General features: G+C 35.9%; 19 protein-coding genes, 2 tRNA genes, 3 rRNA genes and 1 pseudogene. 7 read left to right on the forward strand and 18 right to left on the reverse strand.

Annotation, left to right across the window (positions count from 1 at the left end; all coding sequences use genetic code 11):
- From dnaA to gyrB, 3 genes are all read left to right on the forward strand, one after another.
- Entirely contained in the window at positions 1 to 1,320 is a 1,320-nt protein-coding gene (gene dnaA / locus EL158_RS00005; protein ID WP_027304165.1) for a chromosomal replication initiator protein DnaA, read from the forward strand.
- A 139-nt stretch (positions 1,321 to 1,459) separates the two neighbouring features.
- Complete coding sequence (gene dnaN / locus EL158_RS00010; protein WP_027304164.1) at positions 1,460 to 2,527, forward strand: DNA polymerase III subunit beta; 1,068 nt, start codon at positions 1,460 to 1,462, stop codon at positions 2,525 to 2,527.
- 9 nt (positions 2,528 to 2,536) lie between these two features.
- Positions 2,537 to 4,849, forward strand: a complete 2,313-nt coding sequence (gene gyrB, locus EL158_RS00015) for a DNA topoisomerase (ATP-hydrolyzing) subunit B (protein WP_027304163.1) — start codon at positions 2,537 to 2,539, stop codon at positions 4,847 to 4,849.
- 1,152 nt (positions 4,850 to 6,001) lie between these two features.
- Here gyrB and rrf read toward each other — a convergent pair.
- The 16 genes and pseudogenes from rrf to EL158_RS08445 form a co-directional block, all read right to left on the reverse strand.
- Positions 6,002 to 6,118: ribosomal RNA gene (gene rrf, locus EL158_RS00020) — 5S ribosomal RNA — on the reverse strand.
- A gap of 241 nt (positions 6,119 to 6,359) precedes the next feature.
- Positions 6,360 to 9,447 (reverse strand): 23S ribosomal RNA (locus EL158_RS00025).
- Between the two features lie 533 nt (positions 9,448 to 9,980).
- Positions 9,981 to 11,180 (reverse strand): methionine adenosyltransferase, encoded by a 1,200-nt coding sequence (metK, locus tag EL158_RS00030; RefSeq protein ID WP_027304815.1) that lies wholly within the window; start codon positions 11,178 to 11,180, stop codon positions 9,981 to 9,983.
- Positions 11,181 to 11,356: 176 nt separating this feature from the next.
- Complete coding sequence (locus EL158_RS00035; RefSeq protein WP_034956241.1) at positions 11,357 to 11,974, reverse strand: LysE/ArgO family amino acid transporter; 618 nt, start codon at positions 11,972 to 11,974, stop codon at positions 11,357 to 11,359.
- A complete protein-coding gene (locus EL158_RS00040; RefSeq protein WP_126361337.1) occupies positions 11,974 to 12,348 on the reverse strand; it encodes a hypothetical protein in 375 nt (124 codons plus the stop codon). Before EL158_RS00040 ends, EL158_RS00035 begins: the two co-directional genes overlap by 1 nt.
- Before the next feature lie 72 nt (positions 12,349 to 12,420).
- Positions 12,421 to 12,497 (reverse strand) — tRNA-Ile (locus tag EL158_RS00045).
- Positions 12,498 to 12,504: 7 nt separating this feature from the next.
- Positions 12,505 to 12,580, reverse strand: a tRNA-Ala gene (locus EL158_RS00050).
- A gap of 112 nt (positions 12,581 to 12,692) precedes the next feature.
- Positions 12,693 to 14,205 (reverse strand): 16S ribosomal RNA (locus EL158_RS00055).
- A gap of 352 nt (positions 14,206 to 14,557) precedes the next feature.
- Positions 14,558 to 15,613, reverse strand: coding sequence for a methyl-accepting chemotaxis protein (locus tag EL158_RS08905; RefSeq protein ID WP_404842019.1), 1,056 nt, complete (start codon positions 15,611 to 15,613; stop codon positions 14,558 to 14,560).
- 48 nt (positions 15,614 to 15,661) lie between these two features.
- Positions 15,662 to 16,198, reverse strand: a pseudogene (locus EL158_RS08910) (MCP four helix bundle domain-containing protein); the annotation flags it as partial.
- Between the two features lie 95 nt (positions 16,199 to 16,293).
- Entirely contained in the window at positions 16,294 to 17,034 is a 741-nt protein-coding gene (locus tag EL158_RS00065; protein ID WP_027304790.1) for a pilus assembly FimT family protein, read from the reverse strand.
- The gene (locus tag EL158_RS00070; protein WP_027304791.1) at positions 17,018 to 18,235 is read right to left on the reverse strand and encodes a glycosyltransferase family protein; all 1,218 of its coding nucleotides are present in this window, start codon (positions 18,233 to 18,235) and stop codon (positions 17,018 to 17,020) included. Before EL158_RS00070 ends, EL158_RS00065 begins: the two co-directional genes overlap by 17 nt.
- A gap of 39 nt (positions 18,236 to 18,274) precedes the next feature.
- Positions 18,275 to 18,499 (reverse strand): hypothetical protein, encoded by a 225-nt coding sequence (locus tag EL158_RS00075; RefSeq protein WP_126361343.1) that lies wholly within the window; start codon positions 18,497 to 18,499, stop codon positions 18,275 to 18,277.
- The gene (locus EL158_RS00080) at positions 18,469 to 18,837 is read right to left on the reverse strand and encodes a hypothetical protein (RefSeq protein WP_027304792.1); all 369 of its coding nucleotides are present in this window, start codon (positions 18,835 to 18,837) and stop codon (positions 18,469 to 18,471) included. Before EL158_RS00080 ends, EL158_RS00075 begins: the two co-directional genes overlap by 31 nt.
- A gap of 127 nt (positions 18,838 to 18,964) precedes the next feature.
- A complete protein-coding gene (locus tag EL158_RS00085) occupies positions 18,965 to 19,285 on the reverse strand; it encodes a hypothetical protein (RefSeq protein WP_027304793.1) in 321 nt (106 codons plus the stop codon).
- A gap of 105 nt (positions 19,286 to 19,390) precedes the next feature.
- The gene (locus EL158_RS08445) at positions 19,391 to 19,564 is read right to left on the reverse strand and encodes a hypothetical protein (RefSeq protein ID WP_155837621.1); all 174 of its coding nucleotides are present in this window, start codon (positions 19,562 to 19,564) and stop codon (positions 19,391 to 19,393) included.
- Positions 19,565 to 19,717: 153 nt separating this feature from the next.
- On the opposite strand from EL158_RS08445, the gene EL158_RS00090 reads away from it, so the two are divergent.
- Genes EL158_RS00090 through EL158_RS00100 form a run of 3 tightly spaced genes read left to right on the forward strand, consistent with a single transcriptional unit; the run spans position 19,718 to position 21,968 of the window.
- Positions 19,718 to 20,563 carry a TerC family protein gene (locus tag EL158_RS00090; protein ID WP_027304795.1) on the forward strand — a complete coding sequence of 282 codons (846 nt, stop codon included), beginning with the start codon at positions 19,718 to 19,720 and terminating at the stop codon, positions 20,561 to 20,563.
- Complete coding sequence (locus EL158_RS00095; RefSeq protein ID WP_027304796.1) at positions 20,563 to 20,772, forward strand: alkylphosphonate utilization protein; 210 nt, start codon at positions 20,563 to 20,565, stop codon at positions 20,770 to 20,772. Before EL158_RS00090 ends, EL158_RS00095 begins: the two co-directional genes overlap by 1 nt.
- A gap of 8 nt (positions 20,773 to 20,780) precedes the next feature.
- Positions 20,781 to 21,968, forward strand: a complete 1,188-nt coding sequence (locus EL158_RS00100) for a metallophosphoesterase (protein ID WP_027304797.1) — start codon at positions 20,781 to 20,783, stop codon at positions 21,966 to 21,968.
- Between the two features lie 9 nt (positions 21,969 to 21,977).
- On the opposite strand, the gene dnaE is transcribed toward EL158_RS00100, so the two are convergent.
- Positions 21,978 to 25,571 carry a DNA polymerase III subunit alpha gene (dnaE, locus tag EL158_RS00105; protein ID WP_027304798.1) on the reverse strand — a complete coding sequence of 1,198 codons (3,594 nt, stop codon included), beginning with the start codon at positions 25,569 to 25,571 and terminating at the stop codon, positions 21,978 to 21,980.
- Between the two features lie 124 nt (positions 25,572 to 25,695).
- Here dnaE and EL158_RS00110 point away from each other — a divergent pair, with 124 nt between their 5' ends.
- Complete coding sequence (locus EL158_RS00110; protein ID WP_257425461.1) at positions 25,696 to 25,929, forward strand: SelT/SelW/SelH family (seleno)protein; 234 nt, start codon at positions 25,696 to 25,698, stop codon at positions 25,927 to 25,929.
- Positions 25,930 to 25,952: 23 nt separating this feature from the next.
- Here EL158_RS00110 and EL158_RS00115 read toward each other — a convergent pair whose 3' ends face one another.
- Complete coding sequence (locus EL158_RS00115) at positions 25,953 to 26,522, reverse strand: DJ-1 family glyoxalase III (protein ID WP_027304799.1); 570 nt, start codon at positions 26,520 to 26,522, stop codon at positions 25,953 to 25,955.
- Positions 26,523 to 26,566: the final 44 nt, after the last annotated feature.

A 26,566-nucleotide genomic window follows, 5' to 3' on the forward strand; every position in this document is an offset into this window, starting at 1 on the left:
ATGGACGCAAGTGAAATCTTAAATATTTTAAAAAAAGATTTAAAAGAAGAAGAATATAAAAATTACATCACCCATTTAAAATTTAACGAAAAGCAAAGTAAGGCAGATAGTCTAATATTCAACGCTCCAAACGAATTTTTAGCTAAATTTATCCAAACAAAATACGCCGAGAAAATCGCCTACATCTACGAAGCTCAAAGTGGCAATAAGGCTAAAATTTTAATCCAAAGTCAAACACATAAAAATAAAAATTCCACCAAAATAGACATCGCACACATTAAAATGCAAAGCACGATTTTAAACCCCTCTTTTACCTTTGATAGCTTTGTCGTAGGCGGGTCAAATCAATACGCCTACGCCACTTGTAAAGCTGTAAGCCAAAAAGACAAACTTGGAAAGCTTTATAATCCCATTTTCATCTATGGTCCCACAGGACTTGGAAAAACGCACTTACTTCAAGCGGTGGGAAATGCGTGTTTAGAAATGGGAAAAAAGGTCATTTATGCGACAAGTGAAAATTTCATCAATGACTTTAATTCTCACATCATCAACAAAACGATGGATAAATTTCAAGAAAAATATCAAAACTGTGATGTTTTACTCATAGATGATGTGCAGTTTTTAGGAAAAACGGACAAAATTCAAGAAAAATTCTTTTTCATTTTTAATGAAATTCGCGACCAATCAGGTCAAATCATAATGACTTCTGATAATCCTCCAAATATGCTAAAAGGCATTACAGATAGACTTAAATCACGCTTTGCAAATGGCATTATCGCAGATATTACTCCGCCTCAGCTTGAAACAAAAATCGCCATTATCCGTAAAAAATGTGAATTTAACGAAGTGAATTTAAGTAATGAAATTATCAGCTACCTTGCCACAGCTATGGGAGATAATATCCGTGAAATTGAAGGTATGATCACAAATTTAAATGCCTATTCTAGACTCATCAATCAAGAAATAAGCCTAGAATTTGCTAAAGAAATGATGAAAGATCATATTAAAGAAAAAAAAGAAAACATCACCATAGAAGATATTTTAAGCATTGTTAGCAAGGAATTTAACCTTAAAACAAGCGATATAAAATCAACAAAAAGAACGCAAAATATCGTCCTAGCAAGACGCATTATCATCTTCTTAGCAAGGGAGCTTACAAGCCTCTCTATGCCACAACTTGCCGTGTATTTTGAGATGAAAGATCACACAGCCATTTCACATAATATTAAAAAAATTAATGAAATGATCGAAGAAAATCATCATTTAAAAAACAAAATCGAAGAATTAAAGAATAAAATTTTAATCAAAAGTCAAAGTTAATGTGAAAAAATGTGAAAAACTATAAAAATTTAAAATGTAATAAAACTATGATAAAATACATTTTTAAAAGAACTTTTCACATTTTCAACATACTTATTATTATGATGAAAATTTAAAATAATTACAGAAAGGAAAACTGATGAAAATCAACATCAACAAAAACACCCTAGAAGCTGCCATACTTTTATGCAACGCTTATGTTGATAAAAAAGACTTAAGCACAGTTACTTCTCATCTTTTATTCGAAGCAAATGAAGACAAACTTATCATAAAAGCAAGTGATTATGAAATAGGCATTAATTACAAAATCAAAAAAATTCGCATTGAAAATCCGGGCTTTGCCACAGCAAATGCTAAAAGTATCGCTGATGTAATTAAAAATTTAAATAATGAAGAAATTATTCTTGAAACGATTGATAATTTTCTTTTTATAAGACAAAAAAATACAAAATACAAACTTCCTATGTTTAATTATGAGGATTTTCCAGCTTTTCCAAGTATAGAAAATAAAAATAAATTTGATATTGATTCTAGTGATTTAAGTCGTTCTTTAAAAAAAGTTCTCCCAAGTATCGACACAAATAATCCAAAATATTCTTTAAATGGAGCTTATTTAGACATTAAAGAAAATAAGATCAACTTTGTAAGTTCAGATTCTAAACGCCTTGCCATTTATACATTAAATAAAACAAATGACAATGAATTTCACATCAGCATCCCTAAAAAAGCCATTATGGAAATGCAAAAACTTTTTTATGAGAAAATTGAAATCTATTATGATGAAAATATGCTTATCGCTAAAAATGAGAATTTTGAATTTTTCACTAAGCTCATTAATGACAAATTCCCAGATTATGAAAAAGTTATCCCTCAACAATTTAAGCAAGAATTCACACTCCAAACAGAAGATTTCATTGATGCACTTAAAAAAATTAGCGTAGTAACCGAAAGTATGAAACTTCACTTCACTAAAAATAAAATCATCTTTGAGGGCATTAGCCTTGATAATATGGAAGCAAAAACCGAGCTTGAAAAAGAACTTGAAGTCGAAAATGATTTTTCTCTTACTATTAAAATCAAATATTTGCTCGATTTTTTAAATTCCATAGAAGAAAACGAATTTAAAATTAAAATCAATGAGCCAAATTTAGCTTTTGTAGTGAGTTCAAATGAGCTCGAAGTTGTTATTATGCCTATGATAATTTAAAGGAAAAATATGCAAAAAAACTACGGCGAAAGTAATATTAAGGTTTTAAAAGGCTTAGAAGCGGTTAGAAAACGCCCGGGTATGTATATAGGCGATACTAATATCAATGGACTTCATCATATGATTTATGAAGTTGTGGATAATTCTATCGATGAAGCTATGGCTGGGCATTGTGATACCATAGATATAGAGCTTACGACTGAGGGTAGTTGTATAGTCAGTGATAATGGTCGTGGAATTCCTGTGGGTATGCACCCAACGGAAAATATGCCTACACTTACTGTTGTTTTAACCGTGCTTCACGCAGGAGGGAAATTCGACCAAGATACTTATAAGGTCTCAGGCGGACTTCACGGCGTGGGTGTTTCAGTTGTTAATGCTTTATCTAAAAAGCTTGTTGCCACCGTGCAAAGAGAAGGGAAAATTTACCGCCAAGAATTTGCTAAAGGGCAAATAGCTAGTGAATTTGGCATTATAGGCGAGAGTAAAAAAACAGGCACGAGTATAGAATTTTTCCCTGATGAAGAGATTTTTGAACTTACGGAATTTGATTATGAAATTCTAGCCAAGCGTTTTAGAGAATTAGCCTATCTTAGTCCAAAAATTACCATAAATTTTAAGGATAATCGTGTCGGTAAAAGCGAAAGTTTTCACTTTGATGGCGGAATTTCACAATTTGTCAGCGATTTAAATAAAAAACAAGCCTTAACTAAGCCTATATTTTTTAGCGTTGATGAAGATAATGTTAATGTTGAGATTGCCTTACTTTATAATGATACTTATAGTGAAAATTTGCTCTCTTTTGTCAATAATATCAAAACTCCAGACGGCGGCACTCACGAAACAGGCTTTAGAATGGGGCTTACGCGTGTAATTACAAATTATGTCGAGGCAAATGCAAGTGCGAGAGAAAAGGATAATAAAATCACAGGCGAAGATGTCCGTGAGGGTCTTATCGCCATAGTTAGCGTGAAAGTGCCTGAACCTCAATTTGAAGGACAAACGAAAGGCAAATTAGGCTCTTCTTATGTGCGTCCTATTGTTAATAAAGCTAGTTTTGACTATCTCACAAAATATTTTGAGGAAAATCCTATCGAGGCTAAGGCAATTATGAATAAAGCCTTAATGGCAGCTAGAGGAAGAGAAGCTGCGAAAAAAGCAAGGGAACTTACGCGTAAAAAAGAAAGCTTAAGCGTAGGGACACTACCTGGAAAACTTGCCGATTGTCAAAGTAAAGACCCAAGCGAGAGTGAAATTTATTTAGTCGAGGGTGATAGTGCGGGAGGCTCTGCTAAACAAGGACGCGAAAGGGCTTTTCAAGCGATTTTACCTTTAAGAGGTAAAATTTTAAATGTCGAAAAAGCAAGATTAGATAAAATTTTAAAAAGTGAGCAAATTCAAAATATGATCACCGCTTTTGGCTGTGGGATAGGCGAGGACTTTGACCTTACAAAATTGCGTTACCATAAAATCATTATTATGACAGATGCTGATGTCGATGGCTCACACATACAAACCCTACTTTTAACTTTTTTCTTCCGCTTTATGAACGAGCTTGTCGCAAATGGACACATTTACCTAGCCCAGCCTCCGCTTTATCGTTATAAAAAAGGTCAAAAACGAGAAATTTATCTTAAAGATGAAAAAGCCTTAAATGAATTTTTAATCGAAGTTGGTATAGAAAATTCGAATTATGAAGGCATAGGACTTAACGACTTAAAAGACTTTTTAAAGATAGTTGCAGCGTATCGATCAGTTTTAAAAGACTTAGAAAAGCGTTTTAATGTCATTTCAGTTATAAGGTATTTAATAGAAAATCCCGATTTGATAAAAAATTCCAACGAAGAGCTTTTTAAGATCATTAAAGCCTTTTTAGAAAAACAAGGACATAATATTTTAAATTCTTATCTTAATGAAAATGAACTTAGAATTTATGTGCAAACTGAAAGCGGACTTGAGGAGCTTATCATTAATGACGACTTATTTTCTCATCCACTTTACACAGAGGCTAGTTATATCTTCACTAAAATTAAAGAACGAGAGCTAAATTTTGAAAGAGATATTTTAGACATTCTTGATGAGGTAGAGAAAAATGCCAAAAAAGGTGCTTACATACAACGCTACAAAGGCTTAGGCGAGATGAACCCTGAACAACTTTGGGAGACAACTATGGACCCTAGCATTAGAAGACTTTTGAAAATTACTATTGAAGATGCCAAAAGAGCTGATGATACCTTTAATCTTTTTATGGGTGATGAGGTTGAGCCAAGGCGTGATTATATCCAAGCCCACGCAAAAGATGTTAAGCATTTAGATGTGTGAAGTTATTGACAACTTCCAAATGATTATGGAGTTTTAGGAATTTATACAGGCTTTGAAAATGCTGAGCAAAAGGTTAATGCACAAAGATTAGATTTAGACGGAAACTCTTATTATGCAGGTTTAATTTTTAATCTTATAAATACCTTTCTAGAATAACATATCATTTTAAACTCATCGTCACATCAAAATTCCAACTTCTACGCATATTGTCTTTGAAAAAGGTAATATGCACTCATCATTGATAAAGAAGTAAATGTTACAAAAGATGATAATATCACATTTTATCTTGTTAAAAAATGAAGCTTACAAAATCTTGATTTCAGTCTCAATCAATCTTAATAAAAAGCTTGTTTAAAATTTATCCGTAGCCCTATCGATTAGCTTATCGCTTTTATTTAGGGCTTTATCTGTAAGATTTTATCTGCTTTATTTGAGTTTTCTTTTTCTTCAGCATATAAGCACGAAGATAATACAAAAATAGAAAGGATAAGTCCTAAAAATACTTTCATTTTGATTCCTTTTGATAAAAATTTTCAGTATTTTAGTTTTTTTGAATTTTTGCTGAATTTTAAAAAAAATTTAAAACAATAAAAACTAAGTTCTTATTAAAGCTTTCATAAAGAATTCAACAGCAAGGAGGCATTATGATAAAAATGATAGACTTAAAAAAGAGCTTTTTAATAGCTCATTTATATTATGCAAAGTAGTCAAATGCAAGATAGCAATAGTCCCAAATTTATCAATTTTCATAGTTTAAAAATCAATACTTAGAAAAATTAGCAAATGAGTTATACGGCATTTAATGTTGTTTTATTTTGCAAATTATTTTATCTATACTAAAAAATTTAATTTTGCGTTTTCTAAATTCATTAAAACTAATTAAGGAGCATTCAAACAAAAAATGCTTAAAATAACAGCGTTTATTTATCGGTGGAGCTTAGTTAAACGGGCTTTTAATAGCCTTAAAAGGGGCTTTAAAAGCTTCAGTGCGGTTTCTTTGATAGAGCTTTAAGGGCGTTATGTAGCAAACTTATGGTTTCAAAAAATGCTTATGACACCATATTTAAAGGCTATGTATTTTATGGCTTTGTTTATAAAATACATTTCTTAGGCTATAAAAGAGCTATGAAGGTATCTAAAAAAGAATTAACAAGTCCGCAATGAGCTACTTTCCCCCTGCCAGTAAGGCGTAGTATCATCACCCACGATGTGCTTAGCTTCTTGGTTCGGGATGGAGCAAGGCGTTTCCACATCTGTATAATCACGGACATTGTTATTTAAATATTCTTTGAAAGATTGAATTTAAGAATAAAACTTAATCTTTTATTTCTTTACTTTTTTCTTTATTCTCTTTCTTCTTTTCTTATCTTTTATCTTAGATAAGTTTTTATATAGAATACTTAAAAAACAATGTTAAGAGCAAGTTTTATTAAACTCTTTACACTTTATTAAGGTTAAACCTTAACAAGGAAGTGATGCTTTATTAACTTAAAAGATAAGTTAATATTTATAAGATAAGCCAAACGCTCTATTAGTACTGGTCAGCTAAAGGACTTTCATCCATTACACACCCAGCCTATCAAACTAGTAGTCTTCTAGAGAGCTTAGAGAAGATTCATCTTAGAGTTGGCTTCACGCTTAGATGCTTTCAGCGTTTATCCTTTCCAAACTTAGCTACGCTGCGATGCTCTTGGCAGAACAACAGCTACACCAGTGGTTTGTTCAACCCGGTCCTCTCGTACTAGGGTCAAATCTCTTCAATCTTCTTACGCCCACGGCAGATAGGGACCGAACTGTCTCACGACGTTCTGAACCCAGCTCGCGTACCGCTTTAAATGGCGAACAGCCATACCCTTGGGACCTGCTCCAGCCCCAGGATGCGATGAGCCGACATCGAGGTGCCAAACCTCCCCGTCGATGTGAGCTCTTGGGGGAGATCAGCCTGTTATCCCCGGGGTACCTTTTATCCTTTGAGCGATGGCCCTTCCACACAGAACCACCGGATCACTAAGACCGACTTTCGTCTCTGCTTGACTTGTATGTCTTGCAGTTAAGCTGGCTTATACCTTTATACTCTACTAGCGATTTCCAACCGCTATGAGCCAACCTTTGTAAGCCTCCGTTATTATTTGGGAGGCGACCGCCCCAGTCAAACTACCCACCAGACATTGTCCCACTTGAGGATAACTCAAGCTGGTTAGCTACCCAAATAAGAAAGAGTGGTATCTCAACAATGGCTCATATACAACTGGCGTCATATACTCAAAGCCTCCCACCTATCCTGCACATTCTTATCCAAATAGCAGTGTCAAGCTGTAGTAAAGGTCCACGGGGTCTTTCCGTCTTGCCGCGGGTAGGAGGAATTTTCACCTCCACTACAATTTCACTGGATCCCTCTTTGAGACAGCTCCCATCTCGTTACGCCATTCATGCAGGTCGGTATTTAACCGACAAGGAATTTCGCTACCTTAGGACCGTTATAGTTACGGCCGCCGTTTACTCGGGCTTCGATCAAGAGCTTCGCTAATGCTAACCCCATCAATTAACCTTCGAGCACCGGGCAGGCGTCACACCCTATACATCCTCTTACGAGTTAGCAGAGTGCTGTGTTTTTGGTAAACAGTCGGGAGGGACTCTTTGTTGTAACCTTCTTTGCTTTCGGAGTAAATCCTAATACAAAGGGAGGCACACCTTATACCGAAGATACGGTGCTATTTTGCAGAGTTCCTTAAAGAGAGTTCTTCCACGCGCCTTAGAATACTCATCCCACCCACCTGTGTCGGTTTACGGTACGGGCAACATTAGCTAAACTTAGAAACTTTTCTTGGCTCGACGGCATCAGGGGTTCTTCTTTCCATCCGAAGACTTCAAAAAGCCTTTCAGTTCTCGGAGTATTCTTATACGGATTTTCCTGTATAAGCTCCTACGACCTTAGACTAGCACTTCCATCCGCTAGCCCCCTTAGCCCTAAGCGTCCTTCCATCGCACACTAATGTTGGTATAGGAATATTAACCTATTTGCCATCGCTTACCCCTTTCGGACTCAGCTTAGGACCCGACTAACCCTACGATGACGAGCATCGCGTAGGAAACCTTGGGTTTACGGCGTTAATGATTCTCACATTAATTATCGCTACTCATGCCTGCATGCTCACTTCTATTCGCTCCAGCACTCCTTGTCGGTATACCTTCGACGCAAATAGAACGCTCTCCTACCACATTGCACACAACTTAAACGACTTAACTCTTTTAATCTAAGAATATTTTTATTGTTTTTTACTATATTTTATTATTTTTACGAAGTTTTTGTTTTTATCTTTACTCTATAAAAATGAATAAAGATAAGCAAAAAATAAATAAAAATAAATTTAGTTTCTCATATTTTAAATTTAAATCATCTAAGTTGTGTGCAAGTCTAAAGCTTCGGTACTTACTTTAGCCCCGTTATATTTTCCGCGCAAAATCACTAGACCAGTGAGCTATTACGCTTTCTTTAAAGGATGGCTGCTTCTAAGCCAACCTCCTGGTTGTTTAAGTAACTTCACATCGTTTTCCACTTAAGTAAGATTTGGGGACCTTAGCTGTTAGTCTGGGTTGTTTCCCTCTTGACGACGGATTTTATCACTCGCCGCCTGACTGCTGTGATTACATATAAGGTATTCGGAGTTTGATAGGGTTTGGTACATTGGTGTATGCCCTAGCCCATTCAGTGCTCTACCCCCTTATATTACGACACAACGCTATACCTAAATATATTTCGGAGAGAACCAGCTATCACGAAGTTTGATTGGCCTTTCACCCCTATCCACAAGTCATCCCATAGCTTTTCAACGCTAGCGGGTTCGGTCCTCCACTAGTTCTTACACTAGCTTCAACCTGCTCATGGATAGATCACTTCGTTTCGGGTCTGCAGCATCTGACTTAGCGCCCTATTCAGACTCGCTTTCGCTACGGCTTCGCGTTAGCTTAACCTTGCCAGACACCACAACTCGCAGGCTCATTATGCAAAAGGCAGTCCATCACACTGTATTGCTACATAGTGCTCTGAATGATTGTAAGCAAATGGTTTCAGGTTCTATTTCACTCGGCTCACCGCCGTTCTTTTCACCTTTCCCTCACGGTACTTGTTCGCTATCGATCTGGTAGGAGTATTTAGGGTTGGATAGTGGTCTACCCAGCTTCAGACAGGATTTCTCGTGTCCCGCCCTACTCAGGATACTGCTAGCTAAGGTTAGGTTTTTGCATACGGGACTATCACCCTCTATGGCTACACTTTCCAGAGTGTTCTGCTAACCTTTCCTCTTGCACATTGCAGTCCTACAACCCCCAGTGCAAGCACTGGGTTTGCCCTCTTACGCTTTCGCTCGCCGCTACTGACGCAATCTCGTTTGATTTCTTTTCCTGAGGGTACTAAGATGTTTCAATTCCCCTCGTTCGCTCCATTATGGTAGTATATATCTCTATATACTGGGTTGCCCCATTCGGAAATCTAGGCATCAAAGCTTCTTGACAGCTCCACCTAGCTTATCGCAGTCTAGTACGTCCTTCATCGCCTCTACCAGTCAAGGCATCCACCATTCGCTCTTAGTAGCTTACCTTTTAATGTTCTTTTAGTAAAGAACCAAAGCTAAAGATTACCCCGCCAAGCCTTAAGGAAATTCCTTAAGCTTAAGGGCTTGTCTAAAAAGCTCTAGTTCTACTAAAAAAACAATGACATAAAAGCCAAAATTAGCTTTTTTGATTCTAAAACGCATCACTTCCTTGCTAAAGTTTAATGATAAAAGAGCTATATTATAAATTGAAACTATATATTTAAAGATAGGTTCATTACATATATAAAGACGGAAAGTGTTTAATCTTTAGTTCATATAAACGCAAAGTCAATGTGAAGCTAAAGCGTGTATTAAACTTTATTTCTTTTATCCTTTAACAAGGTTCAGTAAAATTGTTTATTAAAACTTGCTTGTGACTCTTAACAATGATAAGTTAAAGAACGGCTTTCTAAAGGAGTTAAAATGTTGTATTTAGACTTTTTTAGAAAGTGAAAGTCGAAATTATACATAAAGAAGCTTAAGGGAAGATGAAAGTGGGAAGATTTGTGAAAAATATTAAGCCCTTGTGGGGCTTAATATTAAAGTAGGTTTTTGAATTTGTCTAAAGCGTCTAATTTTTCCCAAGGATAGTCTTTTTGCCCCACCTGTCCTCTTGCAGCAACATCAGCGTATAAAAATGTGCTTTCGCTTGGCTTATCAAGAGCAAATTTATCTCTAATCCAATTAGGAGTGAGCGCAAAATTTTCCATCACAAATTCGCTTAATTTATCATCATCGACACTGCTCAAATTTGTCCCCATACAATCCACGCTTACAGAAGTCGGCTTTGCCACGCCTATGGCGTAACTTAACTGAACAATACATTTTTTCGCAAGTTTTGCAGCAACTATATTTTTCGCTAACCACCTAGCCGCATAAAGTCCGCTCCTATCGACTTTAGTGTAATCTTTGCTAGACTGCGCTCCACCACCTATAGGCGAGTAGCCACCAAAACTATCTACGATAAGTTTGCGTCCCGTTAAGCCACTATCGTGTAAGGAGCTATGATTGACATATTTGCCTGTTGGATTAATTAAAATTCTTGTCGTTTCTGGGCAAAAAAGCTCTTTAGGTAATTTTGTATCCAAAATGAGCCGCATAACCAACGCCCTTAATTCCTCTATTTTCATACTCTCTACGCAAGGAGCAGAGACTACTATGGTGTGAATTTTTTGCGGAGAGCAATTTTCAAAATTTGCCTTCGTGCCATAATCAATCGTAACCTGTGTTTTTATATCCACGCCAAGTTCATTTGGATGTGCTTTAGCGTAAGTATAGACCTTATCGCAAAGCATTCTAGCATAGCTAATCGCCGCTGGCATATACTCTTCCGCCTCGCAGCTTGCAAAGCCAAACATTATGCCCTGATCTCCGGCACCTGTTTCGCCGTCCTCTTGATCGACCCCTTGATTAATGTCTGGGCTTTGCTCATTTAAAAACACCATAACATCGACTTCATCAGGGTGCAAACATTGCTCTTTACTAAAATGTCCAGCCCCATCATAGCCTATTTTTCTCAAAACATTTTTAACTAAATTATCGTAATCGGTTTTACTAAGCTTGTGATTTGACTTAACTTCGCCTCCTATCACAACCTTATTACCTGCGACAAAAACCTCACTCGCCACTCTTGAATTTTTGTCATTTTTCAAGAGTATATCCACTATTGTATCAGCGATTATATCAGCACATTTGTCAGGATGACCTGCGCTTACGACTTCTGAAGTGAATAGATACATAAAAGTCCTTTCGTAAAAAATAAAGGGGGCATTATACAAAATTTAAGTTACAATACGCTTTAAACTCATATAAAGTAAATTCTTATGTGAAAAGCTCAAACTTCAAATTTGATATGCGTCAAATCTACACATTGTTTAGAGCGTGTGAAATGAATTTGCTAAGAAGTTGTAAGGTATTAAATTCTTTCCAAAATATATAAAATTAGAGAATATGCAACCATACACATTATAAGACATACAAACAAATCAATTATTTTTACAATGTTTGGCTTTATATAAGAACTCAAAAATTTAGCCCCATAACCTAAAGAAAAAAACCACAAAAACGAAGCACTTAAAGCTCCTAATGCAAAAAGAATTTTTTCATCAAAAGAAAAATTTAAAGCCGCACTGCCTACTAAAAAAACCGTATCTAAATAAACATGAGGATTGGCAAGAGTAACAAGCAAAGTCGAAATGATCACTTTTTTTAATGGAGGAGGATTTTCTTTTGCTAATTGTAACTTTATAGAATTTGCAAAAACAGCTCTTAAGGATAAAAAAGCATAATATAAAGCAAAACACACGCCACAAAGAGCTAAAATAAGAGCTAAAATTTGATTTTTCGCAAAAATTTCCCCAACACCAAAAATACCCACACATATCAAAATCACATCACACAAAAAACAAAGCAAACAAACGATGAAAATGTAATGGTTTGTTAAAGCCTGTCTTAAAATAAAAACATTTTGCGCCCCTATGGCTACAATAAGAGATAAAGAAAGCAAAAAGCCCTTAAATAACGGAGTCATCATCAAATTCCAAGTAAAAATCGCACCTTTTCAAAATCCGCTTCCTGGATATAATCTCCGCTCAAAGCCGATATAACCAAAACGCCAATATGATTTTCTTTTCTACAATCGAAAGCATCGTTGTTAATAAGAGCTAAATTTTGATTATGATTTGAATTGATAAAATGTTGAGAAATTAAACGCTTTTTATTTGCCTTCATTGTGGCTAAATGCTTAAGAATATTTTTATCAATATGGAGCTGCGAAAAGTCAAAATCTAAATCGATGAATTTTTTGACATAATCTATCTTATTTTTATGCGGCAAATGTAAATCGTCCTCGTACTTCAAATAAGAATTGGAAATCTTGTTTTGCTTCGTTTTTAAATCAATTTGCATATTAACATTATTTATAGGGGAAATAAGAAAATTATTCACATAAAACCTCGATTAAACTTTATCCAAACCTCATGGTGGGCCTAACAAGACTTGAACTTGTGACCTCACCCTTATCAGGGGTGCACTCTAACCAGCTGAGCTATAGGCCCTTTATAATGGTGGAGAATAGCGGGATCGAACCGCTGACCTCCTGCGTGCAAAGCAGGCGCTCTCCCAGCTGAGCTAATTCCCCAAAATTAGCTTATCAATCTTTAAAATCTAAACAAGGACAATTGAATAAGTTAGCTTTGTGAGAAAGCTACTTTTATACTCTATCCTAATGAAAGGATAAAGTTGTACTCTAGAAAGGAGGTGATCCAACCGCAGGTTCTCCTACGGTTACCTTGTTACGACTTCACCCCAGTCGCTGATTCCACTGTGGGGGATAACTAGTTTAGTATTTCCACTTCGAGTGAAATCAACTCCCATGGTGTGACGGGCGGTGAGTACAAGACCCGGGAACGTATTCACCGCAACATGGCTGATTTGCGATTACTAGCGATTCCGGCTTCATGCTCTCGAGTTGCAGAGAACAATCCGAACTGGGACATATTTTATAGATTTGCTCCACCTCGCGGTATTGCGTCTCATTGTATATGCCATTGTAGCACGTGTGTCGCCCTAGGCGTAAGGGCCATGATGACTTGACGTCGTCCCCACCTTCCTCCTCCTTACGAAGGCAGTCTCCTTAGAGTGCTCGACCGAATCGTTAGCAACTAAGGACGAGGGTTGCGCTCGTTGCGGGACTTAACCCAACATCTCACGACACGAGCTGACGACAGCCGTGCAGCACCTGTCTCAACATTCTAGCAAGCTAGCACTTCCGTATCTCTACAGAATTTGTTGGATATCAAGCCTAGGTAAGGTTCTTCGCGTAGCTTCGAATTAAACCACATGCTCCACCGCTTGTGCGGGTCCCCGTCTATTCCTTTGAGTTTTAATCTTGCGACCGTACTCCCCAGGCGGTATGCTTAATGCGTTAGCTGCATTACTGAGATGACTAGCACCCCAACAACTAGCATACATCGTTTAGGGCGTGGACTACCAGGGTATCTAATCCTGTTTGCTCCCCACGCTTTCGCGCCTTAGCGTCAGTTGAGTTCCAGCAGATCGCCTTCGCAATGGGTATTCTTGGTGATATCTACGGATTTTACCCCTACACCACCAATTCCATCTGCCTCTCCCTCACTCTAGACTATCAGTTTCCCAAGCAGTTTAATGGTTAAGCCATTAGATTTCACAAGAGACTTGATAATCCGCCTACGCGCCCTTTACGCCCAGTGATTCCGAGTAACGCTTGCACCCTCCGTATTACCGCGGCTGCTGGCACGGAGTTAGCCGGTGCTTATTCCTTTGGTACCGTCAAAATTCTTCCCAAAGAAAAGGAGTTTACGCTCCGAAAAGTGTCATCCTCCACGCGGCGTTGCTGCGTCAGGGTTTCCCCCATTGCGCAATATTCCCTACTGCTGCCTCCCGTAGGAGTCTGGACCGTGTCTCAGTTCCAGTGTGACTGATCATCCTCTCAGACCAGTTAAGCGTCATAGCCTTGGTAAGCCTTTACCTTACCAACTAGCTGATACTATATAGTCTCATCCTACACCGAAAAACTTTCCCTATCTAACTTATGTTAGGTAGGAGTATGGGGTATTAGCACTCATTTCTAAGTGTTGTCCCCCAGTGTAGGGCAGATTAACTATACCTTACTCACCCGTGCGCCACTAATCCACTTCTAGCAAGCTAAAAGCTTCATCGTTCGACTTGCATGTATTAGGCACGCCGCCAGCGTTCACTCTGAGCCAGGATCAAACTCTCCATATTGACTTCTTTAATGTAGGCAAAGCCTAATGAAGAAGAATACTAAAGATAAGATTGCTAAAAGCAATCTATATAAGTTTCCTTAATATCTTTAGTGCTATGAAGTTTTAATCTAAAACTTTTAATGTTTATTTCACTTTATTTATAAAGTGTGGCTCAATCGTCACTTATTTAGATTTCAAAGATTGACTATAAGATTTGAATAACAATATCGATGTTAAAGAACAAGACTTTTTAGGTTTTTAATGAGGCTTAAAGCTGAGTTAAAAACAATAAAGAAATGAAATTATAGTAAAGAAAGCTTAAGGGGAGGTTAAAGTTGGGGAGGATTGGAGATTTAAAATCTCCAATTATTTTAAAGTTTAAAAATTTGAATTTCTCTTTGAAGATTATCGCTAAGATCCTTAAGTTCCATCATAGAATTTCTATTTTCTCCAACTGCTTTTTGTGTTTGCTCTGAAATACTTGCGACAAAATTAATTTTTTCTTCAATCTCATTCATCAAATTCACTTGTTCTGCGACCTCTTTATTAACCTCTTGTGCTTTGATAAGACTATCATTTGCTTGATTAAAGATGATCTCTACGCTATCTCTAACGCCCTCACTTAAAGCTTTACCTTGTGAAATGAGAGGAATAGATTCTTCAATGGCACCCACAGTGGCTAAAGTTTCTTCTTGAATTTTCTTGTTTATCATCGCAATTTGCTCTGTTGCCGAGCCTGTTTTTTCTGCAAGTTTGCGAATTTCATCAGCCACGACTGCAAAGCCACGCCCTACTTCACCAGCTCTAGCTGCTTCTATGGCGGCGTTTAGTGCAAGTAAATTTGTTTGCTCTGTAATTTCACTAATCAACTCCGTGCTTGTGCCTATGTTTTTAGCATGCTCATCAAGCAAATTGATTTGCTGAGAAATTTTAGAAGAATTATCGGCAATGAATTCCATTTGCGAAGCGGTATCTTCGGCGGATTTTTTATTATTTTCACAAATTTCTGTCGTATCTTTTGAATTTTGCTCTGTTTCTAAAGCAATTTGAGAAACATTTTGTGTTTTTTGACTGACCTCTTTAATCTTTTGCGCTGATTCTCTTGAAGTTTTACCCTGAATAATTACAGATTTTTCCGTCTCCACAAAACGCTCGACTGCTAAATCTACTTTTTCATTTAAATTCTTTGAAGTGTGAAGCATTTGTTCAACTATGTTTCTTAATTGCTCTTGCATTTTTCCCACTGCATAAAGTATGCTTTCATTGTAATTTGTATCAATCTTTTGGGTTAAATTTCCATTTGCCACCTCTTTAATAACGCGATTGACCTCATTTGGCTCACCTCCAACAGATTTTTTAATATAAGAAACGATAAAATAAGCAATGAATAAAGCAAACACTAAAGCAGCACCGACAACACTTAGCATAGTAATTCCGAAAGAGCCTGTTGCCTTGAGTGATTCGCCAGTTAATTTTTGACTTGAAGCCTCTTCATAGTCAATCAATTTGTTAATCTGTGCTAACCACAAAATAAATTTAGCCCTAGCTTCATCGAGTAAAAGCTCTGTGGCGACTGTTTTATTGCTCTTTGTAATGACTTGATTAATAATCTCTTCGTAAAGTTTTTTTGTGATAGCATTAGTCTTAGCAATATCTTCATACATAGCTTTTTCATTAGCATCGCCGACTCTGTTTAAAATATCTATCAAAACCTTATCCGCCCTATCATAATCCTCCTCAAGCTTTCTAATCTCCGCTAAAGTCTGCTCCAAATCTGCCTTATCATTATTAATCAAAAGCACATCGCGCACCAAAATCGACCTATCATGCACACTCCCCCTATAATTTATCGCTTGACGCGAAATGAGAGCATTTCTATCTGTGGTCATTCTTAAAGCATCATCTAAAAAATTTACCTTAGCCATAGAAAAAAACGCAACTAGCAACATAATAACGATAATGAAAGAAAAACTTAAATAAAGTTTAGCTGAAATACCTAAATTTTTTAACATTTTTGTCCTTTACTTAATAAAATAATTTTTTTAATAATTTTTATTATTTAATAAAACGAAATTATAATTTATAGAACTTATTGTTTTATTAAAAATCATATTTTACCACATTCAACTAATTTATTTTTTAAAAAAACAAATTGCGTGTTAAAATTGCTAAATTTTGGGATATAAGCATAACCGCTTAATGTGTCTATGACAATGCAAATTTGCTTTTTATATTTAGAATTAAGGCGTAAAATGCAAGTAGAAGAGCTTTTAGCAAGGCTTTTGTCAAAGGCATTTTTGGCACTTCTTAAAGGAGAATAGAGCCTACCAAATTCATCAAAAATAATACGCGTAGTCCCACTACAAGCACCCTTAAATTCAACCTTTTCTATGCCAAATCTTTTTTCAATATTAAACCTCGCACTCGCCTTTTCATCATCTTTATGAATCACTCCACTTTGTCCTGAATTCATCAATTTCATAGGATTTACAATATCTACGGCGATTTCTCTATCCAAATTCACATTAAGCTTGCCTAAATTTGCGTTCCCATCGCCATTTTTATCTAAAAAAATTGTATAAGTTTGCTCATAATTACTTGCCGCAGAATTGATAAAATAAAGCTGCCACCTGCTTTTATACCACTCTCTTTTAGCGTGGCTTAGCTCGTTTGCTCTAAAAGAGTTTTGCATAAGAGCTAAATTTCTCGTGTATAAAATATCATTTAAAATACTTCTTGCACCCTCGCTTAGCTTATCTTGTTTTAAATTAAAACCTGCAAAACTTATCAGTATGCCCAAAATCATCATCACAAGCACAAGCTCAAGCAAACTAAAGGCTTTTTTCACGCTCAAAACTTTTAATTTGATAAATTTTTCGGTGCTTACCAAAAGAAAATTGTATAGTTTTGAGCTTAGGATCCAAGCTCTCGCCCTTTTTTAAAGCCTTAAGATAATAAAAATCGCTATTTTTAATGCCATAAAATTCCAGTCTTTTTTGTAAATCTTCAGCGACTCTTAGGGCTGTAATGCCTTCTTTTTTAAGCTCAAGGCTTAATTCTTTTGCCAGATGATAATTGTAAGCAAAATGCTTTTTTGGCTCATCGATGATATAATATAAAAGTTGATTTGCTACGATGATAAAATAACAAAAAAGCAAAAAAATCCCCGCACATTCAATGAAAATTTTATATTTTAGTCTAAATTTGGGCAATCTTACCCTGTAACTTTGCATTAGGGTTTTAATAAGCAAAGGAGTGCAAATCACACAAAAAGGCAAAAAATCCTCCAAATAAAGCTTCTGTCTTAAAGAAAGCAAAGAGCAAAAAAGAAAGGTTGTAGTCATTAAAAACCATAGCAAACTTTTATCTTTTTTAAAGGCAAGGCGGTAAATCACATAAAAAAAATAAACAAAAACTAAGGGCGAAAAACACGCCGCAAAAATGCCCAAAGTATCTAAAAAATAGCCCTTAGGTCTCCCACCCGTGTCAAAGCCATAATAAAACACACTCAAAACAAAAAGCGTTAAAGAAAAGATAGATAAAAAGCCATTTTTCTTATAAATTCCAAAAAAGAAAAAAGTAAGGAAAAGGATAGAAAAGGACTTATCGACAAATAAAACAAGCACAAAAAGCGGATAAAAAAGCCATTTTTTCTCATATTCATACGCACAAAGCAAGGCTAAAGAAAGCAAGATGACAAAGGAAGCTTCATTGACAAGCAAGGCACTTGCCACGGTGCCGGGAAGTAAGATGAAAAGCAAAAGAGAAAAAATGCTATCGCTCATTTTTTTCGTGTATTTTAAAGCGAGTAAAAAAAGCAAAATGCAACTTAAAAAATGAAAAAGTAAAAAAGCGAAACGCAAGCCAAAGTCATTTTTTCCAAATAAAAGCGTCCCAAAATGTGTAAAATAATAAAGCAAATTTGAAGCGTTAAAATAAATTTCTGCCTCATCTTCGCTAATGCTTAAAGTCGAAATTCCATAAAGCAAGGCGACTAAATCGACAAAAAGTATCAAAAAAACAAATTTAAAATCTAAAATTCTTCTCATCATTTTAGATTTTATAAAATTTAAGCTTAATCAAAAGCCTTAAGCGTTTAATTTCGTTTTAATTTTTTCACACTCTTTAAGCTCGTTTTGAAGTTTTATTGAGCCAAAGAGCATTAAATTTAAATAAAAAAGTGGGAAAAATGCACCCCTAAGGATAAAAAATGCAAATTTAAAAATCCAAACAATCCAAATGGTATTATCGGCATACATTCTATTCTCTTCCAATTTTTCTCTTACTCCAGCGGCAGTATTTTCAAACTCCATTTTTTTTGAGTTCTTTCTGCAAATCCAGCAAAAGCCCAAATAAAACAAGCGATAAGATAATGCTCAACTGAAAATGAAATACCTTCCGCAAAAGGAGATAGCAAAACTATACAACCTATCGCTAAAATCACGCTCCAAATGATTTTTTTTAGTGTGATTTGGCTCAATTCTTTTTTAAGCTCCACAATATAGTTTTCCACCATAGTCAAATGACAAGGCTTACAAATAGGCTTATTATCTATCTTAAAGGCGTTTGTAATGCACTCATTACAAAGCCCTACATTACAATTTTGACAAGCACCAACGGCAACTTTTTCATTATGATTAAAACAATTCATAGTAATCCTTAAAATAAATTTAAGTGATTTTATGAAAAAAAACAAATTGCAAATCAAAATATTGTGAAAATAATAAAAATAAAAGAAGTAAAGGCAAAAAATATTTGCCTTTAAAAGTGTAGCAAATTTACAAAGCCTCTTTCTTTTTGATTTCTTTAAATTTAATCCAAGCAATAAGCTCAACAATGTTTGCGACAATTATACCCAAAATAGGAATAAAAAGTGTAAAAATCGCAACCGCACGACATATAAAAGCGTATAAAAAGAATTTTTCATTTGTAACTGCAGCTAAGTCTCTATAATAAAAATAGCCAAACACCAAACCGCCAAGGCATATCAACGCACCAAGCACAATAAAAGCTATCGTTCCAAAGCTAAACTCACTGCGGCTGTCTAAGCCTATAATAAAACCTCCAGCAATGGAAAATCCCACAATCATTTCTCCCAACAAAACCAACCCCCAAGAAGTCCAAAAATCTAGCCTATAACAGGTATAACACCAAGAAAAATTCCAGCCACATAAATATAAGCTTTTGTTTTAATAGAACTAATGCTATCGCCTCCTTGCATAATATTTCCAATGCTTATGGAATTTTTTTGCGATAACTATAGACTTCGCCTTTGTCCCGTCAATCTCAAAATCCACTTCGGCATTGATAACATCATTCATCGTTTTACTGCCCAAATTTCTTACATCTTGAATTGTAGCGATTCCCATCATTTGCATCAATAAGACCATCAGCGAGTATTTTACCCTGCATTTTGACTCCTTGTAATTTAAAATGAGCCGTATTTTTTTTGTATTTTTGCTGAATTTAAGCCTTAATTTGTTTTAAAATTATAAAATTATGCCTTTTAAATAAATGAAGGATTTTACATAATGTTTGAATGGGTTTTCAGCCCCGATGCGTGGGTAACGCTCATCACCTTAAGCGCACTTGAAATTGTGCTTGGTGTAGATAATATCATTTTTTTAGCGATTTTAGTCAGCAAACTTCCGCTAGAACATAGGGATAAGGGGCGCATTTTAGGACTTGGCTTTGCGATGGTTACGCGAATTTTGCTTTTGCTTTCGCTATTTTGGGTGATGAAGCTTATAACGCCTTTATTTTCTCTTTATGTCGGCGATGTGGGAAATTTAAGCGAGGAAGTCAAAAATGCAGCCCTTTTTAGCTTAAGCTTTTTTGCCTTTTTTAGTGGCGGTATAGCAGACTTTGAGGGGCTTAAATACTGGGGAGAAATTTCTGGTAGGGATTTGGTTTTATTTTTCGGGGGCTTGTTTTTGATTATTAAGTCCATAAAGGAAATTAAAGAAGAAATTTTAAGTGAGCATAGTGATGATGATAAGCCCCATATTAAAATAAGCTCCAAACTCTGGGTAGTCGTAGCCGAAATCGCCATTATAGACATTGTCTTTTCACTTGATAGTGTGATTACAGCGGTAGGGATAGCGGATAATATTGAAATTATGATTATCGCGGTGATTTTGGCAGTTTTAGTGATGCTTTTTGCCTCTAAGCCCATTGCAGATTTTGTGGAGAGGTATCCTAGTATCAAAATTCTAGCCTTAGCCTTTTTGATTATGATAGGTGTGGTTTTAGTGGCGGAGAGTTTAGAGCTTCACTTTGGCAAGGCTTACATTTATGTGGCTATGGTCTTTGCTCTTGGAACAGAAATTCTTAATATCATCGCCGCAAAGAAAAAAAATAAAAGAAAGGAGAAGTAATGGCAAAGGATTCAAACGGCACAGAGCTTAATGCTGGAGATAGCGTGAGTGTGATTAAGGATTTAAAGGTCAAAGGTGCTAGCACAACTCTAAAGCGTGGCACAACGATTAAAAACATCAAACTTACAAATAAAGACAACGAAATCGAAGCTAAGGTTGATAAATTTGGCACTTTAGTGTTAAAGACTGAATTTTTAAAGAAAATTTAGGATTTTTTTTGCGTATTTTACTCATTTTAAGAGGAAATTACCACGCTGGGCAAGATGAATTTATCCTACAAAATGAGCTAAAAGACTATACGCTTGATATTAATGAATTAAGATTTTTAAGTGCTAGAAGTAAAAATACACTCGGTGGCTTAAAAAGTCTTAATTATAAAAATGACAATGAGCTTAATCGCATTTTGCTTTATTTTTTAAAAATAAGAATGCAAAAGGGCGAATTTTGTGTTATTAATGCCTATAATGAGGCTTTAAAATCCTTTAAAGATTTAGCTACGCTGTATCGCTATAAGCTTTTTATTATCGATTTTAGCGATACTCCGCTTCATATTTGTAAGCAAAGAAATGCCCTTGAAGCACAGAAAACAGGCTTTTTAATCCCGACAAAATTACTCGAAAAAACACACGATTTGCTTAAAAAAATTCCCAAAAAATACGCCGTTTTAAAGCCAAATGAGTGGAAAAATTGCCTTTATCAAATGCCAAATTTAAGTGCATATAAAAAAATTCATCATATCGGCGACTTACAGGGCTGTTATAGTGTGCTTAAAAAATACTTAAGGGAATTAAAAGATGATGAATATTACATTTTTTTGGGTGATTACATAGATAGAGGCATTGAAAATGGCAAGGTTTTGAAATTTTTACTTAAAATTTGTGAAAAAGAAAATGTGTGTTTGCTGGAGGGAAATCACGAAAGATATTTGATAAAATGGGCAAATGGAGAACTTGTCAATTATAAAGAATTTAGCGAAAATACTCTAAAAGATTTCCGCAAAGAAAAGTTCACTCCAAAAGACGCTAGGAATTTTTACCCACACTTAAAAGAGTGCTTGTGGTATAAATATGGCTCGAAGAAAATCTTTTGCTCGCATGGGGGCATTACACTTTTGCCTAAAAAAAGTGAAAATTTAAGCTTTGTGCCAAGTAATGACTTTATTTACGGCGTGGGTGATTATGATGATAGCTTAAAAGTGGCGGAAGAATTTTTACAAAATCACCCACTTAGCTTTTACCAAATTTTTGGACACAGAAATCGCCTTAAACTCCCCATCAAACTTAACAAAAGAGTATTTTTATGTGAAAGTAAGGTCGATGATGGAGGCTTTTTACGCATTGTAACGCTTGATAAAAAAGGCTTTGAGTGCGTAGAGGTCAAAAACGAAATTTATAGGAAAAAATAGTAGGGACTTTCACCCTACATATTTGCTTAAAATTTTCTCGCTTACCCTATCTGAGATGATAAAATCCGTATGATAAAGCAAACAAGACCCCGCACTAATCACCCTTAAAACAAGCTTTTTATTGCCTTTTTCGTTAGGATTATGTGCGTTTCTAGCTAACTCGTGAATTTCATAAATAAGTTCTTTATTTAAGCGGCTTAAATCAAGCTCGATGATGTTATTTTCAAATTCCATAGGCTCTTTTGTGTAGTCATTTTTCTTTTCAAATTTTTTAGAAGAATATTTTTTAACCGCCTTAAAATCGCCACCTTTAATTTCGTCCAAAGTGCGAACTGCTTTTAGAGTAAAACTAAGTCTTGCATCATCATTTCTAAAGCCAAGCACAAAGCCAAAAGCGTCATTTTTACGCTCTTTGATGATGGTTTCTATCTCCTCAATGTGCGACTCAAAAATGGTTACCTCAAAAGAAGAATAAAAGTCCAAAATTTCAAGTATGCCGTAGCGTTTGCCACTCTTACTCATCAAGCTTTTAAAATTTTCCACCTTACCTATGCTTAAAATTTCTCCACCACCCTTAAGATTTTCAAAATCTATGCTTTTTGTGTATTCTATGCCGTTAATCTCTTCAAAAAATTTATCCAAAGGATGCCCTGAGATGTAAATTCCTAGAATTTCCTTTTCATAGCCAAGTTTTTCCATAGCTTCAAATTCGCTATTATCCACCACTATATTGATCTTTGTGTCGGCATTTAACTCCTCCGCACCAAAAAGCGAACTGGCAGAATTTTTTCTCACTTCAGCCATTTTTCTCGCACTTTCGGCTAGGGTGTCAAGATTATTAAACAAGCATTTTCTTGTAAAACCAAAATCATCAAAAGAACCCGCCTTAATAAAGCCCTCAAGGGTTCTTCTATTAATCTTAGCTGTGTCAATTTTACTTAAAAAATCGTGCAAATCCTTAAAATCCCCATTTTTAGATCTTAATTCTAAAACATTTTCAATCGCAGGTCCGCCCACGCTCTTAATCGCTCCCAAGCCATAAACGATAGCCTCCGTGCCATCCTCTTGTTTAATGGCACTAAATTCACTGATAGCCTTATTAATCCTCGGTGGCAAAAGCTTAATGTTCATCTTTTTCATTTCTTCGATATACATAGCAACATTTTCGATTTTATTTTGCTCACTTGTCAAAAGAGCCGCCATAAATTCACTAGGATAATAAGTCTTTAAATACGCCGTTTGAAAGGTAATAAGCCCGTAAGCTGCCGAGTGCGATTTATTAAAACCATAGCCCGCAAACTTAACGATAAGCTCCCACAAATCCTCCGCCTTAGCACGGTTATAGCCCTGCTTTTCAGCACCATTTGCAAATTCATCTTTAAGCTTTGCCATTTTTTCAGGGTCCTTTTTACCCATAGCTCTTCGCACTACATCAGCCCCGCCCAAAGAAAAGCCGCCGATGATTTGCACGATTTGCATCACTTGCTCTTGATAAACGATAACGCCATAAGTTGGCTCAAGCACTTCTTTAAGCACATCAAAGGGATAAATGATTTTTTTAAGTCCGTGCTTTCTGTCGATGAAATCATCAAGCATTCCAGATTCCATAGGTCCGGGACGATACAAAGCCAAAACAGCGATTAAATCCTCAAAATTTTCAGGTTTTAAACGCGCATTGAGGCTTTGCATACCATCAGATTCTATTTGAAAAATCCCAAGCGTATTTCCGCTTTGTATGGTCTTATAAACCTTAGCATCATTGACATCAATGCTTTCCCAAACAATGTCTTTATTATAACGCTCCTTAATGAGTTTAATGGCATTGTGGATAAGGGTTAGCGTTTTAAGTCCCAAGAAGTCAAATTTTATCAAATCCACATCTTCTAAATGATCCTTAGAATATTGCGTAATTAAATGCCTTTCATCGTTTTTGCTTTGTCTAAAAAGTGGAGTTTTATTCCATAAGCTTTCATTTGAAATCACAAGTCCAGCCGCGTGTATGCCTGCATTTCTATTTAAGCCCTCTAAAGCCTTAGCATACTCCCAAAGCTCTTTGCCTTTAGGGTGTTTTTCTATAAATTCTTTGATTTTAGGCTCTTTTTCATACGCCTCATCAAGAGTGATTTTAAGCTCTTCTGGCACAAGTTTAATAAATTCATCAACATCTTGTAAGCTTATATCCAAAACCCTCGCTACATCGCGTATAACGCCCTTAGCTAAAAGTTTATTAAAGGTGCTAACCTGTGCGACCTTATCACTGCCATATTTATCAATGACATAATCAATCACTTCATCACGCCTATCTCTACAAAAATCCACATCAATATCAGGCATACTCACACGCTCAGGATTTAAAAATCTCTCAAAAAGCAAATTATAAGGAAGAGGGTCAATGTCTGTGATTTTAAGTGCATAAGCGACTAAGCTTCCCGCTGCCGAGCCTCTGCCCGGACCCACAGGGATATTTTTATCCTTAGCGACTTTGATAAAATCATGGACGATTAGCATATAACCTGAAAATTTCATCTCTTTGATGATTTTAATTTCCGTTTCAAGCCTTGCTTTATACTCATCGTGTTTGTTTTCATCGACAAATTTTAACCTCTCTTCAAGTCCCTTTCTACAAAGATGCTCAAAAACTAAATCATCGTTTTCAAAGCTAAATTCCACATTCTCTTGTGCTAAAGCAACATTAAATTCCTTAGCATATTCTCTTGTAAATTTAAAATTTGGAGGAGTTGGATCGCCTAGTTTTAATTCTAAATTGCATTTATTTGCTAAATCTTGCGTATTTGAAATAGCTTCTGGAATGTCCGCAAAAAGTTCGCTCATTTGCTCACTTGTTTTGACATAAAATTCTTTGACGCTATGACGCATTCTATCAGGGTCATTAAGTCTTTTTCCCATACCTATACACATAAAAACCTCGTGTGCTTCGGCTCTTTCTTTAAAAGTATAATGCGTGTCATTTGTGGCTATAATTTTAATGTCAAGTTCTTTAGAAAGCCTTATAATATCATCATCAATAGCTCTTTGATCGTTAATACCGTGCCTCATAATCTCAAAATAAAAATCCTCCCCAAACACCCTTTTATACCAAAGAGCCGCTTCTTTTGCCGCCTCGTAGCCCTTCGCGCCAAAGCGGATATTTCTTTCATTATAAATATTTAAATGCCAATTAACCTCACCTTGTAAGCAAGCAGAAGAGCAGATAAGCCCCTCGCTATGTTTTTCTAAAAGCTTTTTATTAATACGCGGATAATAATAAAGCCCGTGAATATAACTTTGCGAGCTAAGATACATTAAATTCTTATAACCTATTTCATTTTTCGCATAAAGGCAGAGATGAAAACGCTGTCTTGAGCTTTTATCGCCTAAATCGTCCATATTATGCAAATACGCCTCAAGCCCAATAATAGGCTTAAGCCCGTGCGATCTCATCGTTTGATAAAAATCAATCGCCCCAAACATATTCCCATGATCTGTCATCGCCACGCTTGTAGCACCTTGTTCTTTAAGCGTGAGGGCGAGTTCTTTAAGCTTGTTTGCCCCGTCTAGCATTGAATATTCTGTATGTAAGTGAAGATGTGTAAATTGACTCATTGCTAATCCTCGCTAAAATTTTTTAGAAAGATTATAAAAAATCCTTGCTGAATTTAAAGAATTTTAAAGAGCATTTTTATCTTTTTTCGTTAAAATCCTCAAACTTTAAATTTAAAGGATCAAAATGCAAATTAAAATTTATTATTGTCAAATATGAAACTATAAGCCACAAGCTGCAAGGGTTGCAGAAGAGTTGCAAAAGGACTTTAATGATGTGAAAGTCTCATTTGAAGTCGGTGGTAGAGGAGATTTTATAGTCGAGCTTGACGAAAAGGTCATTTTTTCTAAAAAGGCTTTAAAAGACGGGGAGCGTTTTCCTGAAGTTGGGGAGATTAGCAAACTCATTAAAGAAAATTAAAATAGGCGGTTAAAGCCGCCTTATCAAGCCTTACTTAAAGGCACAAGCATACCCTCATATAAAGCCTTATAAATTTCCTCTCCGCAAAGTGCTTTTGCAAGTTCCAAACCAAATAAAATCGCCGTTGCAGGACCTGCTCCTGTGATAACATTATCCCTCACAAGCACAGCTTTTTCGAGCCTTTGTCCCTTAAGTCCAGTCTCACAACCCGGATAACAAGCAAATTCCGCACTCAAAACCCCCGCTTCATTTAACACAATGGGCGAAGCACAAATCGCCGCAACAATCTTTTTGTCGCTATGAAGTTTTTTGATGATACTTAAAATCGTGCCATTATTTTTAAGATTATTCATACCATCAAAACCACCCGGCAAGGCTATGGCGTCAAGGCTTTTTGTATCGACACTTTCTAAAGAACACTCCGCCTTAATAAAAATGCCATTTGCACCCTTAACCCAAAGCTCACTATCTAAAGAAGCGATGATGAGTTCTAAATTCCCACTCATCGCACTCGCTCTTTTTAAAACATCTGCTATGCCTATAAATTCGGCTTCTTCAAAACCTACCGCAAGTGGAACTAAAACTCTTTTCATCTTTGCTCCTTATTTATGATTAAATTATTTTACAAATTTAAAGC

The organism is Campylobacter upsaliensis (genome assembly GCF_900637395.1).
Lineage (GTDB): Bacteria > Campylobacterota > Campylobacteria > Campylobacterales > Campylobacteraceae > Campylobacter_D > Campylobacter_D upsaliensis.

Bases quoted from the DNA above. Each gene is read 5' to 3' on its own strand.
- EL158_RS00095 (WP_027304796.1), top strand. From the start codon at position 20,563: ATGGCAAAGGATTCAAACGGCACAGAGCTTAATGCTGGAGATAGCGTG.
- EL158_RS08905 (WP_404842019.1), bottom strand. From the start codon at position 15,613: ATGCTAAGTGTTGTCGGTGCTGCTTTAGTGTTTGCTTTATTCATTGCT.
- EL158_RS00040 (WP_126361337.1), bottom strand. From the start codon at position 12,348: ATGCAAATTGATTTAAAAACGAAGCAAAACAAGATTTCCAATTCTTAT.
- EL158_RS00115 (WP_027304799.1), bottom strand. From the start codon at position 26,522: ATGAAAAGAGTTTTAGTTCCACTTGCGGTAGGTTTTGAAGAAGCCGAA.
- EL158_RS00035 (WP_034956241.1), bottom strand. From the start codon at position 11,974: ATGATGACTCCGTTATTTAAGGGCTTTTTGCTTTCTTTATCTCTTATT.
- dnaE (WP_027304798.1), bottom strand. From the start codon at position 25,571: ATGAGTCAATTTACACATCTTCACTTACATACAGAATATTCAATGCTA.
- dnaA (WP_027304165.1), top strand. From the start codon at position 1: ATGGACGCAAGTGAAATCTTAAATATTTTAAAAAAAGATTTAAAAGAA.
- EL158_RS00070 (WP_027304791.1), bottom strand. From the start codon at position 18,235: ATGAGAAGAATTTTAGATTTTAAATTTGTTTTTTTGATACTTTTTGTC.
- EL158_RS00090 (WP_027304795.1), top strand. From the start codon at position 19,718: ATGTTTGAATGGGTTTTCAGCCCCGATGCGTGGGTAACGCTCATCACC.
- dnaN (WP_027304164.1), top strand. From the start codon at position 1,460: ATGAAAATCAACATCAACAAAAACACCCTAGAAGCTGCCATACTTTTA.
- EL158_RS08445 (WP_155837621.1), bottom strand. From the start codon at position 19,564: ATGCAAATGATGGGAATCGCTACAATTCAAGATGTAAGAAATTTGGGC.
- EL158_RS00080 (WP_027304792.1), bottom strand. From the start codon at position 18,837: ATGAATTGTTTTAATCATAATGAAAAAGTTGCCGTTGGTGCTTGTCAA.
- EL158_RS00075 (WP_126361343.1), bottom strand. From the start codon at position 18,499: ATGGAGTTTGAAAATACTGCCGCTGGAGTAAGAGAAAAATTGGAAGAG.
- metK (WP_027304815.1), bottom strand. From the start codon at position 11,180: ATGTATCTATTCACTTCAGAAGTCGTAAGCGCAGGTCATCCTGACAAA.
- gyrB (WP_027304163.1), top strand. From the start codon at position 2,537: ATGCAAAAAAACTACGGCGAAAGTAATATTAAGGTTTTAAAAGGCTTA.